Genomic DNA, 19725 nt, shown 5'->3' with positions numbered 1-19725 from the left:
TTGGAGCCAGGTCGTCCGCCTTTGCTCGACGGGCAACCCACCAAGGCTATCTGCTCAACCGGGCCACCCCAAGGATGGCCCATCATGTCTCTCAAAATCTCATTAAGAAAGAGAAGAACCGAGCTGGAACATGATGGGGGACAAATTCCAGCTCGGCCCTTTCAAAGACGTAATCGTCGGGGTACGCCAAAGGGTTACGCGAGGTACGAACTTTTTTTTTGAATCATTTCCTGTGGGACCAGTTCGGGCCCGCCGTCAGGCTATGGCCATCAAACCATTGACAGATACAAAACGTTTTGCATAAAGTGATCCAAGGCACATACAAAACGTTTTGCAAAGGTGAGTCAATGACGACCAAGGTCAACATCAAGGACGTAGCGAAGGCAGCTGGAGTTTCCGTCACCACGGTTTCCCATGCCCTGAGCGAGACGCACCGCTCCCGTGTCAACGCTGAAACGGTGGCCCATGTGCAGTCCGTGGCAGATGGGCTGGGCTATGCGCCCAATCGACTGGCCAGCGGGTTGCGGAACCAGCGGTCCCAGATCCTGGGACTGGTGAGCGACGAGATCGTCACCACCCCCTTCGCAGGGGCGATGCTTCAAGGGGCTCAGGATGCGGCCTCGGAGCTCGGCTATCTGCTCATGGTAGTCAACTCCGGTCTGGACAATGAATTGGAAAGGCGCGAAATCCGGGCACTCAAGCAGCACCAAGTGGATGGCATCATCTACGCCCGGATGTACAACCACTCCGTCTCGATCCCTGAAGAACTCCGGGGAAGTCCCATCATCCTGCTCGATGCCACCTGCGATGATCCGTCGGTGTCCTCCGTAGTCCCTGACGAAGTCGGCGCCGGTGTAGCAGGCGCGGAATTGCTGATTGCCGCCGGCCACCGCCGCATCGGCATGATCAACAACCACGACGATATCCCGGCCGCCCACGGGCGCTTGGAGGGGTTCCTCGCGGCGCTGAGCCGCCACGGTTTGTCCTGCCACCCTGATCATTACGTGGCCACGTCGCCCAGTACCGAGGATGCCAGAAACGGCGCCTTGAAGGTGCTGTCGCTCCCTGAGCGGCCCACCGCACTGTTCTGTTTCCGTGACCAGATGGCCATGGGCGCCTACCAAGCCGCCGCTCATCTTGGCCTCAGTGTTCCCAAGGACGTCTCAATAGTGGGCGTTGATAACTTGGACATCGTCGCGGACGGACTCTGGCCAGGCCTGTCAACCATCGCGCTCCCCCATTACGAGATGGGGCGGTGGGCCGTCCGAAAGCTCCTCGAAGAAGTGGAGAACTCCCAGGCGCCCCGTCTGCAGGAAAGGATCTCCTGCCCGCCGGTTATCAGGGCCTCTGTTGCCCATCCCGGCCACTGAATCCAGCTTTCGGTCTCTCCCCTTCCCCAAACTTCAACCCAGCCCATAACCCCGTGGGTCCATGGGCTATCCCCTCATGGAAAGAAATTCTATGAAAACCTCAAAGGAAATACCGTGAGCCGCACCATCACAGCTCGCAGGAAATCGACTCCCAAGCCCACCGCAGCCAATCCACGAAAACCAGTCGCGACACGTTTGAAAAGGGTTCTCCGGGCTTGGCAGTTATACGTGCTATTGACTCCTGCTTTGGTCTACATTCTGATCTTCAAATACTGGCCCATGTATGGGGTCCAGATTGCCTTCCGGAACTACAACCCTGTGGACGGTTTCACCGGCAGTCCTTGGGTGGGCCTTCAGCACTTCGTCCGGTTTGTGAACTCCTACCAATTCGGCCAGGTCCTTGGCAACACGCTCTGGATCGCCGTCCTTGGCTTGCTGGTGGCTTTTCCGATTCCGATCATTCTGGCGCTGCTCGTCAACCAGCTCCAGAGTGAACGGTTCAAGAAATTCACCCAAACTGTCCTGTACTCCCCTGCTTTCATCTCCACCGTGGTGGTGGTGGGCATCATGTTTGTCCTGCTTTCACCCAGATCGGGCTTGGTCAACAACGCGATCCAACTCGCCGGTGGGGAGCCCGTGTTCTTCATGGGCTCAGCAGAGTGGTTCCGGCCTATCTATGTCATTTCGGACGTGTGGCAGAACGCCGGTTTCGCCATGATCGTGTATCTGGCTGCCTTGGCCGGTATCGACCCGGCCCTGCACGACGCTGCCAAAGTGGACGGCGCCAACAAACTCCAGCGCGTCCGGCACATTGACCTGCCGGGGATCATGCCCGTTATCACGGTCCTGTTCATCCTGGCGATCGGCAACCTGCTCAACGTTGGTTTCGAAAAGGCCCTGCTCATGCAAACAAACCTGAACTTGTCCACATCGGAAATTATCCAGACGTACGTCTACCATGCTGGCCTGCAGCAAGCCCAGTTCAGCTACTCGGCAGCCATCGGGCTGTTCAATTCCATCCTCAACCTTGCACTCCTCCTGACCTTCAACTGGGTGGCGCGCAAGGCCAACCAAGCAACCCTCTGGTGATCCGGCTATGACTATAAAAACCGCCTCCGAACCCCAACGCACGCTGCCCGCCTCGCAGACCGTCGCCAAACGCACCTTCTCACTGCGTGACAAATGGGCCGACTCCGCGTTCAACATCATTGCCATCACCGTTCTCCTGCTCTCGATCGCGGCAGTGGTCTACCCTCTGTACTTCATCGTGATTGCTTCGGTCAGCGATCCGAATGCCGTCTACGAAGGAAAAGTCTGGCTGTTTCCCTCGGGCGTTACGCTGGAGGGCTACCAACGCATCTTCGCTGACAGCCGCATCTGGAATGGCCTTGGCAACACTGTGATCTACACCGTGCTTGGCACGGCAGTCAGCGTGACCACCATCCTGTTCGGTGCCTACGCCCTTTCCCGCAAAGACATGCCCGGACGGAAGCTGCTCATGCTTCTGTTCGTCATCACCATGTTTTTCGACGGAGGCCTCATCACCAAGTACCTGGTAGTCCGGGACCTGGGCATGCTGAACACGATCTGGGCCGTCGTGCTGCCGGGCGCGGTCGGAGTCTGGAACCTGATTATCGCGCGGTCATTCTTCGAGCACACCATCCCGAACGAGCTTAGGGAAGCAGCCCAAATGGACGGGGCCAACGACTTCAAGTTCTTCTTCAAAATGGTCCTGCCCCTGTCCAAGCCCTTGATCATGCTGATGATCATGGTCCATGTCGTGGCGCACTGGAATTCCTTCTTCGATGCCCTGATCTTCCTCAACGACGACTCCAAATACCCTCTGCAGCTGGTGCTGCGGAACATCCTCATCCAATCGGATGTCTCCTCTACCGGCACCACCGGTGGCGACATCGAGTCCTACGCCGCAGCACAGCGGATCGCCGAACTCACCAAGTACGCCATGATCGTCGTCTCCAGCCTCCCGCTCATGATCGCCCTTCCCTTCATGCAGAAGCACTTCACCAAAGGCACCCTGATTGGTGCCGTCAAGTAGCACCGGCTATTCCCAACCCCAACCTAGAAAAGGAAAGACCATGGCACACCGCCGCAAACTCGCCGTCCTCGGCGCCCTGATGGCCGGAACGTTGACGTTCACTGCCTGCTCGGGCAACAGCCAGGACAGCACCCCAGACATCAAGGACGCCTCCGCAGATTTCGGATTCCAGGAAACCGGTCTTCCGATCGTGAAAGACAAACTCACGCTGACCTTCTCGGGTACCAAATCCGCCCTGGCCCCCGACTACAACACAATGTCCCTGGTGCAGCAATGGGAAAAGGACACCAACGTCCATGTTCAATGGGAGAACCTGCCCGAAGCAGTCTTCAAGGAAAAGAAGAACCTGATCCTCGCCAGCGGGGACCTGCCCGACGCCTTCTTCAACTCCGGTCTGACCGATTCCGAAATCGCCACTTACTCGGCAAGCGGCACACTCATACCGCTTGAAGGACTCATCGAGAAGAACGCACCCAATCTCTCCAAGCTCCTCGCAGACCGGCCCGACATCAAAGCCGCGATCACCTCTTCCGACGGCCATATCTACTCCCTGCCCTCCATCGAGGAACTCGGACTGGTGCAATTCCCCAACGAGATCGCGATCAACACCTCATGGCTGGCCAAACTGGGCATCCCGATGCCCAAGACCATCGACGAATTCCACGACGCCCTCCTCGCGTTCAAGAAACGCGATGCTTCCGGGACGGGGAAGACCATCCCGCTCAGCTTCATGCCCGGTTCCTGGTGCGGAGACATTGTTGACCTGATCGCCGCCCTCGGTGAGGTTCCGGACAACATGGACCACCGCATCGTCCAGGACGGCAAGGTCATCTACACCGCCACGCAGGAAGGCTACAAGAAAGCCATCCAGACGCTGCACGAGTGGTACCAGGAAGGACTGATCGACCCCGAGTCGTTCTCCCAGGACGACAAGGCATACCTGGCCAAGGGCAAAGCCAGTACTGAAAACCTCGGATCCTTCGTCTGGTGGGAAGTCAAGGAAATGGTTGGCGCGGACCGTGCCGGCAATTACTCACTCGTTCCCGTGCTCGAAGGTGTCAACGGCAAGCACCTCGCCAGCCAATCCAACAACCAGGAGATCGCCCGCGGCGCGTTCGCAATCACCCGGGCCAACAAGTATCCGGCAGCCACAATGCGCTGGGCCGACCATCTCTACGACCCCGTACAGTCTGCCCAGGCCAACTGGGGCCCCATCGGAGAGACACTGCAGAAGGACGCCGCCACCGGCCTGCTGACCCAGATCCCCGCACCGGCAGGCACCAGCGAAGGTGAACGCCGCCAAAAAGTCGCCCCCGGCGGACCGAAGGCCAACACGGCAGAGAACTTCAAGAACGTGGTGGCCCCGGAGCCCCGGGCAGCCGAACGGCAAAAGACCGTTGAGGACAACTACAAACCCTACGCTGCCAACGACGGCTACCCGCCCGTGGCCTTGTCCAACGAGGAACTGCAGCAGATCAGCACCGTAGAGGCCGACGCCGCCTCGCTGGTGAAACAAAACACCGCCAAATGGATCGTCTCCGGCGGCATCGAGACCGAATGGGACGGCTACGTCTCCCAGCTGAAGAACATCGGACTCGACAAAATGATCGAGGTCTACCAGCAGGCCTACGACCGCTATAAGAGCAACTCCTAACCCTCCACGGCCGGGCAGGACAGGCCTGCCCGGCCGCTGGTTGACTTCTTCCGCAGCATAAGAAAAGAGACCTTCATCCATGACCGCCGTATCCGCCCCGACACGTGAAGCCTTCCGACCGGCAATGCACTACGCCAGCAAAGACACGTGGCTGAACGATCCCAACGGGCTGATCTTCCACGACGGCACCTATCACCTCTACTACCAGAACAACCCCTTCGGGAATGTCTGGGGAAACATGTCATGGGGCCACGCCACCTCAACCGATCTTCTCGACTGGACCGAGCAGCCAGTGGCCATTGCCTGCGACGAGGTCGAGGACATTTTCTCCGGAAGCATCGTCCACGACGCCGGGAACACGAGCGGATTCGGCACCGAATACACGTCCCCGCTCGTAGCGGTTTACACCAGCGCCTACAAAGGCTCCTCCCAGCACGCCGGCATCCAGGCACAGTCCCTCGCATTCAGCACCGATGGCGGCTACACGTGGACCAAACATGACGGAAACCCCGTGCTGAACCGCAACTCACCCGAATTCCGTGACCCCAAAGTGTTCCGCTACAACAGCCCGGATGAAGCCTACTGGGTCATGGTCGCCGTCGAAGCTCAGGACCACACCGTGGTCCTGTACCGTTCCCATGACCTGAAGACCTGGGACTACCTGAGCAGTTTCGGACCGGCCAACGCGACCGGTGGCGTGTGGGAATGCCCTGACCTGTTCCCGCTGCCCTTGGACGGCAACGAGGACCAACTCAAATGGGTCCTCACGGTCAACCTCAACCCCGGCGGCCCCAACAGCGGTTCCTCGGGACAGTACTTCGTTGGCCACTTCGACGGCGTGACCTTCACTTCCGAAACCACCGTCACAGACGGGATGCAGGACCCCTTGCGACTTTCCGAGTACCAATGGCTGGACTGGGGCAGGGACTACTATGCAGCCGTGTCATTCAATGACGCGCCCGACGGACGCCGGCTCATGATCGCCTGGATGAACAATTGGCAATACAGCAGCGCCATCCCCACCTCGCCCTGGCGTAGCCCGATGTCCCTGGTCCGCGAAGTCTCCCTTGTGACCGTCAACGGACAACCGCGCCTCAGTCAAGTGGCCGTGTGGGAGAAGGAAGGGTCCCCAACCAGCACCGTTGCCTATGAAGAGCTCGACGTCGACGGCATCCTCCCCCTTGATGGCGGCGCTGCAGTACAACTCATCGACGTGAAGTTTGTCCCTGGCTCCGCCGAGGAATTTGGGCTCATCGTCCGAGGCAACGGCGCCAAAGGAACAAGAATAGGGATCAGGCCCGGCGATGGTCTTATCCATGTGGACAGAACCGCCTCCGGCAACACCGCCTTCCACGAGTCCTTTGCATCAATGGACACCGCTCCCTTGCAGTCCGAAGACGGAACCTATTCACTCCGCATCTTCGTTGACCACTGCTCAGTGGAAGTGTTCGCCCAAGACGGCCAAGTCACCCTCACCGAGCTGATCTTTCCGGCCCCCGACAGTGTGAGTGTATCGGCGTACGCCACAGGGGGTTCAGCGACAGTTCCTTCGTTAGAGCTCACGTCGTTGGCCTGACAGCGGGCATTGCGGAGTTCTGTAGCTGACGCGCCGGCAGGAGTAGGCTGAAAAAACCAACCCTGAGTTCCAAAGGAGAGATGATGACGCTTCCTCCGACTCACGAACCTGAGCCGTTCCCGCCGGAACCGGGACCGGTCCAGCCACCACCGGATCCCACTACCCCGTTCCCGCCCAGCCCTATTCCGAGTCCAAATCCGACGCCCGGGCCGCTCCCGGTTCCGGATCCTGGTCCCGTTCCACCACATCCAGACCCCACACATCAGCCGGATCAGCCGCCAAGTTAGGCTGGTTTTGGATTAACGAGTACGACGGCGGCCGTCACCTACCAAGGTGAAGGTCGCCGTCGTCGCCGTTTCCGCTCCGCTAGCCGACCGCCCTCTTGATCAGCTCGACGATCCTTGATTCAAGCTCCGGGGTGAGCTCAGTCAGGGCATACGATGTTGGCCACATGCTGCCGTCATCGAGCATTGCGCTCTCTTCGAAGCCGAGAGTGGCATACCTGCTCTTGAACTTGTCGGCGCTCTTGAAGAAGACGATGTTCTTCCCGTCTTTGGCATACGCCGGCATTCCGTACCAGGTCTTCGGTGACAGCTCCGGCGCGTGCTCCCGGATCAGCGCGTGGAGTCGCTGCGCAATGGCCTTGTCTGCCGGCGGCATCTCGGCGATCTTTCCCAGGACATCGCTCTCGCCGTCGGCCTTGGAAGCCTTCTTGGTCTTTTTGAGCTCTTGCGAGCGCTCCTTCATCGCGGCGCGTTCGTCCTCGCTGAATCCGTCGTAGGACTTGGTAGTTCCGGTCTCCGTCATGGCAGGCCCCTCTCGCTGCTGGAAATCGTTCGGATATTTCAACGATAGGTCCGGGCCAAGCGCCGGGCTTCTTCAAAACTGCTCGACTTCTTCAAGACTGCTCAGACGCATCCAAGCAGCTCAAGGGAGCACGACGTTTTCGATCGGATGGACGGGCAAATCCCTTGATCTTTTCCTGAGCGAGTGTTGATGGATTGCAGGAGTGGTTCTTGATCCGGGCCCGGCACAGTGTTTCTTGTCAGCCACTCAGGGCCGGCAAACCAAACGGCCGACCCGGTTGCGGTGGCCTCCCGAAAGGACACTGATTCCCATGGCCATCAGCCTCAAGACCACCTCCGGCAAAGTCCTCGCTTCCGTCGCACTGCTCGGCACCGCAGCCGCCGTCGCCGGCATGGGAACCTACGGCGCGTTCACGTCCTCCACCTCGGCCAGCCAGCAAGTCACCGCCGGCACCGTCACCATCGCCCTGGGCACGGGAGCGAACAACACCCTCAACGTCCCCATCGCAGGGCTGCTGCCCGGAGACAAGGTCGAAAAGCTCGTCACCCTGGCCAACACCGGCAACTCGGATTTGAACAACGTCACCCTCACCACCTCCGCCGGGGCCACCGCCTCACTGCTCACCACCGACGTAACCAACGGCCTGCAGCTGACGATCGAGAACTGCTCGGTCGCCTGGACCGGCGCCGCAGCCCCCTACACCTGCTCTGGAACGAAGACCACGGTCATGGCTGCCGCCCCGGTCATCACCGCGAACAAGGTCCTGAACAACCTCACCGCCCTGGCACCGGCCAAAACCGACTACCTCAAGGTCACCACCGCGTTCCCCACCACCGCGAACGACACCTTCCAAGGCGCCACCAGCACCATCGCCTTCGCCTTCACCGGCACCCAACGCACCGAAACCACCAAGTAACACCAGTCTAAGAATCAACAAACAGAGCCCCGCCGCGCCTGATCGGTTTCCTTCCCCCAGCCCGATCAGTCCCGGCGGACTATTTCCCCAACAAACTCCAACGGCCCCGAAACGCTCATGCAGACGGCGTATCGGGGCCGTTGGCCCTTGTTAAGGCGGCTTGTTTAGTTAATGCGGCTTATTAAAGGGGTAAGCGCTAGGAGAAACGTCCTGGCCGGAATGTTGCCAGCATGGGGTGCTTCTTGCCTGTCAGGATCTCTCCGGACAGCAGTTCGCCTGCAATGAGTCCCAACGTGGCGCCCGAGTGTGTGAAGGCTACAAAGCAACCGGGCACTTGGCCCAGTTCACCGAAGACGGGCTCACCATCGCCGGGGATGGGCTTGTAGCCGATCTTCCAGGACGCAGGCTTGAGTTCCGGATTGCCTGCAATCAGCTTGGACGATTCGTCCGCAAGTTCCTGGACAACCTCGTCCGGGATGCTGAAGGAGCCGTCGGCGTGTTCGGTGATCCGGTCTTCATACCAGTCGTGGTCCAGGGCGAAAGTGTTCCCCGGGTTGGGACGAACGGCCGCACGTGGTGTATTCATCACTGCCTTCACCTGGTGCTCCACAGGTTTGGTGACCACCAGCATGGAGACTGGCGAACCATTGGGGATTTCCACCCCTAGCGGTTTCACGACGGCGGGCGTCGCAGCGCCGCAAGCAACGAGGACCACATCGGCTGAGTAGGTCTCGCCGGAAGCAGTCTCGACGCCGCTGGCCCGGCCGCCGTCGAGCGTCACCTGGACTTTACCCGCGTTGAGGACAAGCTGACCGCCGAGGGCGTGGAACTCCTCCATCAGGAAGTTGACCAGGTCCGGCAGGCTGACCCAGCCCTCACCGGGGTTGAAGATGGCGTTCTCGGGAACAGCGCTGGCGTCGATGCCGGGCGTCACCGATGCGATCTCTTCAGGGGCGAGAAGTTTGGAGTCGTACCCAATCGACTGTTCGTAAGCATGGCGGGCCTCCGTCACCTCACGCTGACCGGCCGCGTTCCACATGAGGCCTCCGCCGAACTGCAGCCACTCGCGGGTGGGATCGGCGGCGAACAGTGTCCGGTACCGATCCACGCCGGCCAGCCGCAGCTGGTGGTAAGGGGTGGACCTTTCGCCGGCCGAGTTGAGCCAGGACAGTGAACGGCCCGTGGCCTCGCTTGCCAGGCCCTGCTCGGTAAGGAGCGTCACGGAAGCTCCCCCGCGGAGCAGGTGAACGGCGGTGGAAACGCCCAGGATGCCGCCCCCGATGACGGCGACGTGCTTGGTGGAGGACATAGTTCTCCCTTTCTTTCGTGCTTGTGGATGTTTGGGACGCTCTTGCGCTTACGCGAAGGCGTGGATGTTTTCGATGATTTTGAGCGTTTCCAGAGCCTCGGCCGGGGCGACGGGGAGCCGCCCTTGGCCACGGAGGCAGGCTGCCAGTTCTGCGTAGAACTGCGGGTAGGCGCCCTTTTCTGCAGGTACGGGTGTGGCTGAACCGTCAACTCCCAGAAGCCCCCAAGACTCCTGGGGGTCGTTGCCATAAGAAGCGTCCGACGGCGTGACACCGGCTGCGAGTGCAGGTTCCTGGCTGTCGAGTCCCCATTTGGTGTAGCCCGCTTTTGCTCCGAGGACGTGGAACCGCGGGCCAACCTGGGCCGCCATGCCGTTCATCCACAGCCGGGACCGCACCCCTGACTCGTGGAGTAGGGACACGAAGGCCTCAGTGTCCGCCGCGCCGGGATGGGGGCCATGGTTTGCGGTTTCGCCGTAGCTTTCCTCCACAGGTCCGAACAGCTGGATGGCTTGGTCGATCAAGTGGGCGCCCAGGTCGTGCAGGATGCCACCGCCTTCGGCAAGTGTTGACGTATCGCGCCAGTTCCCGAAGCCTTCGGGCCGCCACCATTCAAACCGTGACTCAAAAGTCCGGACTTCGCCCAGCGCCCCTTCCTGCAGCAGTTTGCGCAAGGTCAGGAAGTCGGCGTCCCACCGGCGGTTCTGGAAGACCGTTAGCTGCACGCCGGCGTCGGACGCGCGCACGGCCAGTTCCTCACCGTGGGCGACGCTGGTGACGAAAGGCTTGTCCACCACAACGTTCAGGCCGCAGGCGATCGCAGTGGCACCGAGTTCGAGGTGCGTCAGCGGCGGCGTTCCCAACACCACGAGATCGAGGCTGCCAGCCAGGGCGAACATCTCCTCCGGGGTGGGCACGATGCGTGCTTGCGGGTAGAGCCGCGCGGCCTCTGCTGCACGTTCCGGGTCCGCCGTCACGATGACGTCCAGCGAATAGTTCGGATCTGCTGCGATCAGTGGGGCATGGAAGACCTTGCCTGAGACGCCAAACCCGACGACGGCGGTCCGGATCGGTGCCGCTGTTGCCTTGTCCATCACAGGATTCCCGCCCATCACAGGACTTCCGAAAGGAAGCGCTGCAGGCGTTCGCTACGCGGGTTGTCGAAGAGTTCGGCCGGGGTGCCGACCTCCACCACTTCGCCCTCGTCCATGAAGACCACTTGATCGGCAACCTTGCGGGCAAAGCCCATCTCGTGCGTGACCACCAGCATGGTCATGCCGCGGCGGCCGAGGCCAGCCATGAGGTTCAAAACACCTTTGACGAGTTCCGGGTCCAGCGCGCTGGTGGCTTCGTCGAAGAGCATGACTTCGGGTTCCATGGCGAGTGCACGGGCGATGGCGACGCGTTGCTGCTGACCGCCGGAGAGGTCGCGTGGCCGGTGGTCGGCGCGTTCGGCGAGGCCCACTTCCGCGAGCCGGCGCTGGGCTCGTTCCCGTGCCTCCTTCTTGGACATTCCCTTGACGCTCCAGAGTGCGAGGGCCACGTTCTCCAAGGCTGTGTGGTCCGGGAAGAGGTTGAAGTGCTGGAACACCATGCCGATGCGGGCGCGAAGGATGTCCGGCTTGACCTTGAGGGCGCTTTCGCCGGCCAGAAGCACGTCCCCGCTCTTGGGTTCGTGCAGACGGTTGACGCCGCGCAAGAGGGTGGATTTGCCGGAACCGGATGGACCGATGATGCACGTGGTGGTTCCCGGGGCAACAGTGAGGCTCACGTTGCGGAGGACGTCGACGTCGCCATAAGCCATGGTTAGGTTCCGCAGTTCCAGGCTGGAGCCGTGGAACGTCTGGACGTCGGCGGCGGGGTTGTTTGAGGCTGACTTGTCCTTGGCGGTTGACTTGTCTGCCGACATGTTGGTGCTGGTGCTGCTGCTGGCAGTATTGCTGCTGCTTGTGAGGTTCACGTGTTGCTCCCGGTGATGAGCGGCGATGCCGCGTCGAGTTCCTTGACTTCCTTCAGCCCGCTGGTTGGGGCTGCGGGACGGCGGCGCCCGGTGCGGAACTTGTTGTCGAAGTAGTTGACCAGGTGGGTCAGGGGCACAGTGATCACCAGGTAGAAGATGCCTGCCATGACCAGCGGTGAGAGGTTGCCTGAGAGCACTGCAGCGTCCTGGCCCACACGGAACAGTTCACGTTCGCTGACCAAAAGCCCCAGGAAGTAGACCAAGGAAGAGTCTTTGACGATTGCAATGAACTGGTTCACCAGGGCGGGCAGCACCCGGCGTACGCCTTGCGGCACCACTACCAGTGCCATGGACTTTGAGTAGCTCATGCCCAGGGCGCGGCATGCCTCGCCTTGGCCTTTGTCCACGCTCTGAATACCGGCACGGAAGATTTCTCCGATGTAGGCGCTGGCGATCAGGCTCAGCGCGATGATTCCCAACGGGTAGGGCGAAGGTCCAAACACTGACTGGCTGAACCGCGCAAAGCCCTGGCCGATCAGGAGGATGGTGAGGATTGCGGGCAGGCCACGGAAGAGGTCTGTGTAGATCCTCGCCGGGATACGCAGCCACTTGGACCGCGAGATCCCCATGACGGCCACCACCATGCCCATCACTACGCCCAGGATGGTTGCTGCGATGGAGATGATCAGGGTGTTGAGGAGTCCAACTCCCAGGAGTTGGGGCAGTACTTCGATCATCGAATCGACATCGAAGAACGTGCGGCTGATGGTATTGAGCCAATCCATTGAGTGCTCTCAGACGTTTGTTGGTTTTTCGGGATGGCCGGGCGGGCTGCGGGTGTGGCCCGCCCGGCCATGTTGTTGAGTTGGCCGTCGCGCTACTTGGCAGCCGTTGGCGACGGGCTGGAGGTCTGCTCGGCCTTGGGCAGGTACTGCTCAGGCATCGGCGAGCCCGGGAACCACTTCTGGTAGAGCTTCTTCCAGGTGCCGTCTTCCATGGCCGCGGCAAGGCCCTTGTTCAAGGCTTCCTTGAAGGCGGGCTTGTTCTTGGCAATGGCAAAGCCTGCCGGGGCGTCGAAGGACGGGATGTCAGCTGCACTGACCAGTCCGAACTGCTCCTGGTACGCCTTGGCTGCCTCGTAGTCCAGGAAGTGGGCGTCCACTGCGCCGCTGTTGACGGCGGAGATTGCGGTGTTGTTGTCCGGGAAGCGGACCAGCTGGGCGGAGGTAAAGTTCTTGACCGCGTAGCCTTCCTGGAGCGTGCCCTGGACGACGCCCAGGCGCTTGCCGGACAGGCCGTTGACGTCCTTGATGCCTGATGTCTTGGTGGTGATGACAGTCAGGTATCCAGCCAGGTAGCCGTCGGAGAAGTCAACGGTTTCCTTGCGCTTGTCCGTGATGCCAATGGCCGCGACGCCGACGTCGAACTGTCCATTGGCTACGGCAGCGAGCAGGCCGGAGAAGTCCTGTCCGGTGAAGACAACCTTGTCCACGCCGGCACGGTGGGCTACGTCCTTGAAGAGTTCAACATCGAAGCCCGTGAAGTTACCCGAGCCGTCCGTGAAGGTATACGGCTTGGCATCGCCGAGGCTTGCGACCCGGATGGTTCCGGGTTCGATCAGGCCATAGGGGTTCTCGGCCGAGCTCGAGGTCCCGGCGGAGGATCCGCCGCAGCCGGAGAGGGCGAGGATAGCCGCCAGCGCTGCTGCTGCGAGCGCTGCCGGGCGGAAGTTCAGTTTGATCACAGCGTTGTCCAATCGTGGGAGGGCCAGCGGTGCTGTCTGGGCCGCTTTTGGGGTCTAACTCGATGCGGGGTCTTGTTGAGTCCGGTCTCAGCCCCTAGGATTGAGACCGGACTCACATCGATTGATGAAAAATGTAGCGGAAGTCACAAGCCGCGTCAACACCACTTCGGAAAGGTGAACATGAGCAGTGAAGGATCCCGACGGCGGGACGTAACGGTTGCCGACGTCGCCAAAGCCGCGCAGGTCTCCAAGGCCCAAGCCGCCCGCGCGTTAGGCAACTATGGTGCTGTCAGCGAGGACGTCCGGGAGCGGGTTCTCGCCGCTGCCGAAGGGCTTGGCTACCGCCCCAACGAGCTTGCGCGAAGCATGAACACCGGCAAATCCAACACCATTGGCGTGGTGGTGGGCGATATCGAAAACCCGCACTTCGGCCTTGCTACGAGGGGCATCACCGACACCGCAAAGAAGAGCGGCTACAACGTCATCCTGATCAACACCGATGAAGAACGGGCCGCCGAGGTGGACGCCGTGCAGGTGCTCTTGGACAAGCGCGTTGACGGGCTGATCGTGGCTCCGGCCTCATCCGTGGAAACCGCACACCTGAAGGAAGTCCGCGACTCTGGCCGGCCCCTGGTTCTGCTGGACCGCGCCGCCGAGGGACTCGATGTCGAGACCTTTGCCGTGGACATGGGCACCATCTCCTACGAGTCCACCAAGTACCTCATCGAAGCGGGCCATCGACGCATCGCGTTCGTCTCAACCGTTCGGACAGAAGGGCCTTACGTAGCGGGGATGCCGCTGGATTCCTCGCAAATCTCGGACCGCCTTGAGGGAATCCGCCGCGCCTTCGAAGATGAAGGCCTCAGCCAGCCGATGGACCTGGTCCGACTCAATGCCGGCGACGCGGATTCCATCATGCGAATCACCCGTGACCTGCTGAAGGGGCCGGATGCTGCCACGGCCATCATTGCCTCCGACGGCCTCATTGCCTTGAGCGTTGTGGAGGCTATCCAGGAATCAGGCCTCTCCATCCCCTCGGACGTATCCCTGATCATGTACGACGATTTCGCCTGGACCCGGCTCACCACTCCCCCGCTAACCGTCATCGCGCAGCCCGTCTACGACATGGGAATGGCTGCCGCTACCGCGTTGATCCGGCAGATTGAGGGCAGGAAATCTTCCTCACCCGCTGGACCGCCGTTGGAGGCACGACTCGTGCGACGCGGCTCAGTCGGTTCACCAAAGGACGTTGGCGTGCTCAGCCAGGCTGGCAGCTAGCCACTGCCAAAAACCCTTGCGCGGCTGCAGAAGACGACCACACTGGAAGCATCAGGTGAGGAAGCTGAGATGCCAAAAGTGGAAGTTGATGTGGTTTCCGTCGTCCCACCAGGGAAAGTACGGGAGGCATTACTGGACTTTAGCCCGCGTCGGCCGGAGATCTGGCCAGGTATTTACCCTCCCATGTACGAGGTTTATCAGGTGGGTGACACCTTCGCGGACATCAGGGAAGGAAGCAAAGCTCCCGGTGGCGTGATCTGGGCAAAGGAACACTACGACTGGGCAAACCCCGACGAAGTGAAGTGGACTGTCCAAGAGAGTAATTTCTGCGCACCGGGAAGCTACGTGAGCGCGCGGATCACATCCAACGAGTCTGGTGGTTCACGCATTCACGTCACGTGGAACCGTAGGCCCACCAGTTGGATGGGGCGATTGGCCACCTTCATGATCGTCGCCACCCGGGGTGCGCCAGTGGCAAGCTCGCTTCGAATGGGCCTGAAGAAGTTGGAAGCGAAAGGCGCCACGTAGTCATGATCAAGTCCGCAGAGAGCGTTGTCATGGCCCGGACACCGGAGGAGGTCTTCCAGTATGTGGCGGACCTTCGCAACGAACCGAACTGGCACGTGGACATTGCCAGCGTGCCGGACCAAACCGACCCTGTTCCAATCGTGGGCAAGACCTACCCGCTGAAGTTCAAACCCTTCATGGGCAAGACCGACGGCACGTTCACGGCCCTGGACGTCAAGCCCGGCTCGCGCTTGGAATATCGAGCCGACTTCGCCGGACTGCAGCCACGCATCACTTATACGGTGGAGCCGGCCGTGGAAGGCGCCCGCTTCACTCGAGCCGTGGAGATGCAACCCAGCGGGCTCAAGATGCTCATGACCCCAATGATGGCGTACATGGTTCCCCGACGAAACAAGGTCTTCGTCCAGAACCTGAAGCGCGTGCTGGAACCCTGACGGCAGGTACCGGCGGTTTCCCTTCGGAAACCACGACGTCGGCAGCCACCCCCCGCAGGGCTGGCCACCGCCGTCGTGATTCCTGGTTTAACTGCCAACCTAGCCAACTTCCGATTGCAGGTTATGCTCGACGACAGCCAAGGTGCGGGCGAGTTCCTCCGTAGGACTGAACTCCACCAGAATGGTCCCCGGATCAAGCTCATCAGTGTGCCCTGGAGGCGTGTAATACGCTTCGCCGGCTTCGACGATCTCGTCGCCATCAGGCAGGTGCATGGTGAGTCGGCCCTTCACGACGTAACCCCAGTGGTGGCTTTGGCACCGGTCATCCGGCAGACCCTTGTAGAACGGCGTGAAGTCGCCTCCCTCTTCGAACCTTTCGAAGGCGATGGTGTATCCGTCCGCCTCCCGATATCGGCCCTCATAGCCGGTCATGCGCTCAACGCGGGCGCTTTCGTCATCAATCGATAGCTTTGCCATTGCCTTGCTCCTTCTTTGTGATAGTGCGGGTTCAGGCCCGCTCCGTGGTTTCTGCCGCAGCGATGAGCCGGCCCAATCCGTCCTTGTTTGCCCGCGCCCACTCGTGCATTGCGAGTGACCTGAGAACAGGAAACCCAAACATGGCCAGGGGACCCGGCAGCCCACTGGCTCGCACCAGCCGGCAGGTGTAGCTGACGTCGCTCTGTTCCGCAGCCGCTTCAATTTCGTAACGGTGGACCAAGAGCCAAGAAGCCTTTGTCCCATGCTTTTTTGACTCCACAGCGGACTCCGTGACCCGTTCAAACATCCAGGGCCGAAGCGCTTCCGTGACCACAGACGAATCCCTCATCCGGCAGATTCGGTCCTCAGCCGTCGAGGTAAACTCCGTTCCGGCGGTTGCCTGCCCTGGAGGGGCCTGCATGGACAGAAGCGTGGATGCCTCGGCCCCTCCCCACAGCATGTGATGGGACAGATTAGCGAGGACGTCGAAAACGATGTCCGCCGGGACAGTGGCATGTTGATGGACTGTCACAGCGATTTCATGATTGAGGACGTTGCCCGCTGTTCGTTGCTGCTTCATTCCGCACCTCCCAATGGTGTTTTGCGGATAGTCAAAGCATGCGGCGACGGCAGCGGGAAAGGATGGGGAGCATCCCCTATTTAAGGGCCCTACTCTTTATGGGATTGACGCAGGGCGAATGCTGCCGCTTCGACCCGGCTGCGCAATTGGAGCTTAGCGAGGATGCTGCTGACGTGGTGCTCGGCCGTCTTGGCGCTAATGAACAGGCGATCAGCAATCTCGCTGTTAGTCAGGGCCTCGGCAAGTAAGCTGAGCACTTCGCGTTCGCGCCGCGATAACAGCCCCAGCGCTTTCGGGCCCGTGCGGGCGGGGCCGCCAAGGGCGCGAAGAAGCACTGCGGCCTTGTCTGCCATACCGCGGGCGCCCGCCTCGTCGAACGCCGCGAGTGCCGCTCCCGCCTCGTGTACGGCCACCCCAGGGTCCGTCTCCCGCAGCGCTGTGGCCAGCGATAGATGGGCGTTCGCGGCCTCAAGGGGCATGTTGAGCTCGCCAAAAACTGAAATCGCTGCGTCCAGCCGTTCACGTGCCAAGGCCACATCCCCCAGGGCGGCTGCGACACGACCAGCGGCGAGGTGCGATGCCGCTAATGACCGGGGCCATTGCGTCTTGGCTGCGACTTCATCAAGGCGTTCGGCTGTTGCCCGGGCCTGGCCATGGTCACCTTGTGCCAACTGGACGTCAATAAGCAACGCGAGTAGCGGCACCGTGAGCAGACCACCGCCGATGTAATGGATCTGGCGATGAAGCAGTGCAGCCGCGACCGCAGTGTCGCCCACCGCAAGCCGGACTGCTGCCGCTGCGCGAAGCGCGTCCGGGCGGTCCTCGAAGCCCGCGAGCAGTCGGTTTGCCTCCTCCACCCGGCCCTGCAGCAGCCGCAGTTCCGCCAGTTTGGCGGCAGGGTGCACACAACGTGCACGATGACCGCCTTGGTCCAATTCATGCAGCGTCTTGGTGAGCCAGCCCTCGGCACTCGCGATGTCACCGGCGGCAAGGGATATCTCCGCGCAACACGTGCCGCAGAATTCCAGCAATGCCGGATGGCCTGTACTGTGCATGAAGCGCAGCAGGGTCTTGTTCCACTGGCTGAGTCGAGATGTATCGCAGGCTTCTTCGCTGGCGCGCGTCACCATGCAGCACACGTCGCCGAAGATCATTTGGTCGTGAACTTCCCCCGCGGTTGCCACTACCATCGCCTCATCAACGAGCGTCATTCCTTCCAGCACGTTGCCGGAGGCTATCGTCCCCAGGCCCAGGAGGGCGAGGGCCATGGCTTCAAGGTCCGGGTCATCCCACTTGCGCGCAAATCCAACCGCGTTCCTGGCATCATCACCAGCAGAGGCTGGGTCGGCCCGTAGCAAACCGCGCGTCAGCGCCAGCCAGCCCCGCTCGACGCCTTCCGGCAAGCGCAACGCAAGGCCCTCCGCCCGTGCCAGCCAACCCCGGCTGACCGCCTCGCTACCCAATGCATCGGCGTACTCGCGGGCCAACCACAAAGCCGTACGAAATGCCGGAGAGTCTTGGCCCAGCCGACGAAAACCGGCGTAAGCAGCTGTACGCTCCGCAATGGAGCGATCAACGTCGCGAAGCCACCACAGCGCGCGCCCCAATCCATCATGCGCTGCAGGATCATCCTGGATCAGCAGCACGGACTCGAAAGCCTTCGCGGCTGCATTCCAATCGGAAGCAGCGAGGAAGTGATCACCCGCAGCCAGGCCTTCAGATACCGAGGCATTGACCATGTGTTCATTCTGCTCTTGGCGGTGGCTGCACCAACAGCCCTGCGGGGTCCCGGCCCGCCCTGCACACGTGCGCCCGTGCACTTCAACCCGTGGTGGAGTTCAGCCGGTTCTGTAGTTCAAACCCGTTCTGGAGTTCAGTCGCCTTCCTCCGGCTCATCGGCAGAGCGCACGGGGCTGTAAATGATGCCCAGTTCCTCGAGTTGCGCGGACATCCCGGCACCGTCCGGAGCATAGATCCAAGGAATTCCCGGCGTTGGCTGGCCTCCGGACTTCGACCTACCGCCGGCGAGCACCGCCTCACCTACTGAGAGCTGCCGGATGGCGATCGCCCTGACATTCTGCGGGTGGCGGTGTGCAAACTCGGAATAGATGGCTTCGTCGTGCTGTCCGTCGTCCCCTACGAGCAGCCACTTGATGCGGGGAAACTCTTCTGCCAAGCGTTCCAGCGAAGTACGCTTGTGCTCCCTGCCGCTTCGGAACCAGCGGTCCGGCGTGGGTCCCCAGTCCGTCAACAACTTGGGGCCCGCGGGATACAAATTGCGCGAGAGGAACCGCGACAACGTGGGCGCCACATTCCAAGCCCCGGTGGACAGGTACAGCACGGGAGCCGTCGGTGCCGTCCTGGCGATCCTTTCGTACAGGACGGCCATGCCCGGAGTCGGTGTCCTCGCATGCTCATTGAGCACGAAGGTGTTCCAGGCAGCCAGGAATGGTCGCGGAAGGGCTGTCACCATCACCGTGTCATCAATATCGGAGACCACACCGAAGTCTGCGTCGTCCGCCACGACTTCCACGGGAGCTTCGACCGTCCTGGAACTCCCGGATTGCAGTGTGATCGTGTGCCATCCGGGGCTCAGGGCTGCCTCAATGCGAACATCGACGACGCCCCCACGATCGGCCTCGACGTCATGGACGGTGCCTGCAATGTTTACCTGCACGGCTGCATGGGCGACCGGCGCGCTGATGAAGTTCCGCCAGCCGCGCATGCTTTCCTGCAAGGGATTGGCGTGGCCCGCAGCGTCCCGGGGGTCGCTGCGGACAACCCTGGCCAGCACCCGCACCCAGGACGTAGTGCCGTAACCGGTGTACGGGATGACCGTTTCCACTCGACCCCGCCGGATGGCGACGCGCGTCTGGAACCTCAGCCACGCGTCGTCGAGCCTGACGGCAAGATGTCGGCGCTTGCCGTTTCCCGGCGTCGGGCCGCTTCCCGGCGTCGGGGGCTGGGCGTCGTCGCTCTTGGGCAAAATGCGCGGTTTCTCAGGACGGGGAAACATGCCTCCAGTCTGGCATGGCCGG

At 61.4% G+C, this 19725-nt stretch carries 19 protein-coding genes; 9 read left to right on the top strand and 10 right to left on the bottom strand.

What is annotated here, in order from left to right:
- Window positions 1–347: 347 nt before the first annotated feature.
- The 5 genes from LDN90_RS02760 (at window position 348) to LDN90_RS02740 (ending at window position 6656) form a co-directional block, all read left to right on the top strand.
- Window positions 348–1370: a LacI family DNA-binding transcriptional regulator gene (locus LDN90_RS02760; RefSeq protein ID WP_216922024.1), complete on the top strand. Its 1023-nt coding sequence runs from the start codon at window positions 348–350 to the stop codon at window positions 1368–1370.
- 114 nt (window positions 1371–1484) lie between these two features.
- Window positions 1485–2459 carry an ABC transporter permease subunit gene (locus LDN90_RS02755; RefSeq protein WP_223947831.1) on the top strand — a complete coding sequence of 325 codons (975 nt, stop codon included), beginning with the start codon at window positions 1485–1487 and terminating at the stop codon, window positions 2457–2459.
- A gap of 7 nt (window positions 2460–2466) precedes the next feature.
- Window positions 2467–3426, top strand: a complete 960-nt coding sequence (locus LDN90_RS02750) for a carbohydrate ABC transporter permease (protein ID WP_216922026.1) — start codon at window positions 2467–2469, stop codon at window positions 3424–3426.
- A gap of 40 nt (window positions 3427–3466) precedes the next feature.
- Window positions 3467–5080, top strand: coding sequence for an ABC transporter substrate-binding protein (locus LDN90_RS02745; protein WP_223947830.1), 1614 nt, complete (start codon window positions 3467–3469; stop codon window positions 5078–5080).
- Between the two features lie 79 nt (window positions 5081–5159).
- Window positions 5160–6656 (top strand): glycoside hydrolase family 32 protein, encoded by a 1497-nt coding sequence (locus LDN90_RS02740; RefSeq protein WP_223947829.1) that lies wholly within the window; start codon window positions 5160–5162, stop codon window positions 6654–6656.
- Between the two features lie 366 nt (window positions 6657–7022).
- On the opposite strand, the gene LDN90_RS02735 is transcribed toward LDN90_RS02740, so the two are convergent.
- Window positions 7023–7463, bottom strand: a complete 441-nt coding sequence (locus tag LDN90_RS02735; protein WP_223947828.1) for a DUF1801 domain-containing protein — start codon at window positions 7461–7463, stop codon at window positions 7023–7025.
- Between the two features lie 310 nt (window positions 7464–7773).
- Between LDN90_RS02735 and LDN90_RS02730 the strand changes: the two genes are divergently transcribed.
- A complete protein-coding gene (locus tag LDN90_RS02730) occupies window positions 7774–8379 on the top strand; it encodes a TasA family protein (RefSeq protein WP_223947827.1) in 606 nt (201 codons plus the stop codon).
- A gap of 196 nt (window positions 8380–8575) precedes the next feature.
- Here LDN90_RS02730 and LDN90_RS02725 read toward each other — a convergent pair whose 3' ends face one another.
- The 5 genes from LDN90_RS02725 to LDN90_RS02705 all read right to left on the bottom strand — a co-directional run bounded on the left by LDN90_RS02725 (window position 8576) and on the right by LDN90_RS02705 (window position 13390).
- On the bottom strand, window positions 8576–9688 hold the full coding sequence (locus tag LDN90_RS02725) for an FAD-binding oxidoreductase (RefSeq protein ID WP_223947826.1): 1113 nt from the start codon (window positions 9686–9688) through the stop codon (window positions 8576–8578).
- Window positions 9689–9736: 48 nt separating this feature from the next.
- The gene (locus LDN90_RS02720) at window positions 9737–10798 is read right to left on the bottom strand and encodes a Gfo/Idh/MocA family oxidoreductase (protein ID WP_223947825.1); all 1062 of its coding nucleotides are present in this window, start codon (window positions 10796–10798) and stop codon (window positions 9737–9739) included.
- Entirely contained in the window at window positions 10798–11595 is a 798-nt protein-coding gene (locus tag LDN90_RS02715) for an amino acid ABC transporter ATP-binding protein (protein WP_275964099.1), read from the bottom strand. The genes LDN90_RS02720 and LDN90_RS02715 overlap by 1 nt, the downstream gene beginning before the upstream one ends.
- 47 nt (window positions 11596–11642) lie before the next feature.
- Complete coding sequence (locus LDN90_RS02710; protein WP_216922046.1) at window positions 11643–12431, bottom strand: amino acid ABC transporter permease; 789 nt, start codon at window positions 12429–12431, stop codon at window positions 11643–11645.
- 92 nt (window positions 12432–12523) lie between these two features.
- Window positions 12524–13390, bottom strand: coding sequence for an ABC transporter substrate-binding protein (locus LDN90_RS02705; RefSeq protein ID WP_223947824.1), 867 nt, complete (start codon window positions 13388–13390; stop codon window positions 12524–12526).
- Between the two features lie 180 nt (window positions 13391–13570).
- On the opposite strand from LDN90_RS02705, the gene LDN90_RS02700 reads away from it, so the two are divergent.
- The 3 genes from LDN90_RS02700 (at window position 13571) to LDN90_RS02690 (ending at window position 15630) form a co-directional block, all read left to right on the top strand.
- Window positions 13571–14668, top strand: a complete 1098-nt coding sequence (locus LDN90_RS02700) for a LacI family DNA-binding transcriptional regulator (protein ID WP_223947823.1) — start codon at window positions 13571–13573, stop codon at window positions 14666–14668.
- Window positions 14669–14737: 69 nt separating this feature from the next.
- The gene (locus LDN90_RS02695; RefSeq protein WP_223947822.1) at window positions 14738–15196 is read left to right on the top strand and encodes a hypothetical protein; all 459 of its coding nucleotides are present in this window, start codon (window positions 14738–14740) and stop codon (window positions 15194–15196) included.
- Between the two features lie 2 nt (window positions 15197–15198).
- Entirely contained in the window at window positions 15199–15630 is a 432-nt protein-coding gene (locus LDN90_RS02690) for an SRPBCC family protein (RefSeq protein ID WP_223947821.1), read from the top strand.
- Window positions 15631–15729: 99 nt separating this feature from the next.
- On the opposite strand, the gene LDN90_RS02685 is transcribed toward LDN90_RS02690, so the two are convergent.
- From LDN90_RS02685 to LDN90_RS02670, 4 genes are all read right to left on the bottom strand, one after another.
- Window positions 15730–16107, bottom strand: a complete 378-nt coding sequence (locus LDN90_RS02685) for a hypothetical protein (protein ID WP_223947820.1) — start codon at window positions 16105–16107, stop codon at window positions 15730–15732.
- A gap of 31 nt (window positions 16108–16138) precedes the next feature.
- Entirely contained in the window at window positions 16139–16687 is a 549-nt protein-coding gene (locus LDN90_RS02680) for a hypothetical protein (RefSeq protein ID WP_223947819.1), read from the bottom strand.
- A gap of 89 nt (window positions 16688–16776) precedes the next feature.
- Window positions 16777–18426 (bottom strand): LuxR family transcriptional regulator, encoded by a 1650-nt coding sequence (locus LDN90_RS02675; protein ID WP_223947818.1) that lies wholly within the window; start codon window positions 18424–18426, stop codon window positions 16777–16779.
- Window positions 18427–18560: 134 nt separating this feature from the next.
- On the bottom strand, window positions 18561–19703 hold the full coding sequence (locus LDN90_RS02670) for a phosphatase domain-containing protein (RefSeq protein WP_223947817.1): 1143 nt from the start codon (window positions 19701–19703) through the stop codon (window positions 18561–18563).
- Window positions 19704–19725: the final 22 nt, after the last annotated feature.

This window comes from Arthrobacter sp. NtRootA1 (genome assembly GCF_019976975.1).
Taxonomy (GTDB): domain Bacteria; phylum Actinomycetota; class Actinomycetes; order Actinomycetales; family Micrococcaceae; genus Arthrobacter; species Arthrobacter aromaticivorans.
Note: the sequence above shows the minus strand (reverse complement) of the source record. Positions and strands in the feature narration are given on the sequence as shown.

Coding starts and splice junctions, on each gene's coding strand:
- LDN90_RS02750 (WP_216922026.1), top strand. CDS start 2,467: ATGACTATAAAAACCGCCTCCGAACCCCAACGCACGCTGCCCGCCTCG.
- LDN90_RS02760 (WP_216922024.1), top strand. CDS start 348: ATGACGACCAAGGTCAACATCAAGGACGTAGCGAAGGCAGCTGGAGTT.
- LDN90_RS02690 (WP_223947821.1), top strand. CDS start 15,199: ATGATCAAGTCCGCAGAGAGCGTTGTCATGGCCCGGACACCGGAGGAG.
- LDN90_RS02675 (WP_223947818.1), bottom strand. CDS start 18,426: ATGGTCAATGCCTCGGTATCTGAAGGCCTGGCTGCGGGTGATCACTTC.
- LDN90_RS02670 (WP_223947817.1), bottom strand. CDS start 19,703: ATGTTTCCCCGTCCTGAGAAACCGCGCATTTTGCCCAAGAGCGACGAC.
- LDN90_RS02685 (WP_223947820.1), bottom strand. CDS start 16,107: ATGGCAAAGCTATCGATTGATGACGAAAGCGCCCGCGTTGAGCGCATG.
- LDN90_RS02740 (WP_223947829.1), top strand. CDS start 5,160: ATGACCGCCGTATCCGCCCCGACACGTGAAGCCTTCCGACCGGCAATG.
- LDN90_RS02680 (WP_223947819.1), bottom strand. CDS start 16,687: ATGAAGCAGCAACGAACAGCGGGCAACGTCCTCAATCATGAAATCGCT.
- LDN90_RS02745 (WP_223947830.1), top strand. CDS start 3,467: ATGGCACACCGCCGCAAACTCGCCGTCCTCGGCGCCCTGATGGCCGGA.
- LDN90_RS02735 (WP_223947828.1), bottom strand. CDS start 7,463: ATGACGGAGACCGGAACTACCAAGTCCTACGACGGATTCAGCGAGGAC.
- LDN90_RS02710 (WP_216922046.1), bottom strand. CDS start 12,431: ATGGATTGGCTCAATACCATCAGCCGCACGTTCTTCGATGTCGATTCG.
- LDN90_RS02700 (WP_223947823.1), top strand. CDS start 13,571: ATGAGCAGTGAAGGATCCCGACGGCGGGACGTAACGGTTGCCGACGTC.
- LDN90_RS02720 (WP_223947825.1), bottom strand. CDS start 10,798: ATGGGCGGGAATCCTGTGATGGACAAGGCAACAGCGGCACCGATCCGG.
- LDN90_RS02725 (WP_223947826.1), bottom strand. CDS start 9,688: ATGTCCTCCACCAAGCACGTCGCCGTCATCGGGGGCGGCATCCTGGGC.
- LDN90_RS02715 (WP_275964099.1), bottom strand. CDS start 11,595: ATGTCGGCAGACAAGTCAACCGCCAAGGACAAGTCAGCCTCAAACAAC.
- LDN90_RS02730 (WP_223947827.1), top strand. CDS start 7,774: ATGGCCATCAGCCTCAAGACCACCTCCGGCAAAGTCCTCGCTTCCGTC.
- LDN90_RS02695 (WP_223947822.1), top strand. CDS start 14,738: ATGCCAAAAGTGGAAGTTGATGTGGTTTCCGTCGTCCCACCAGGGAAA.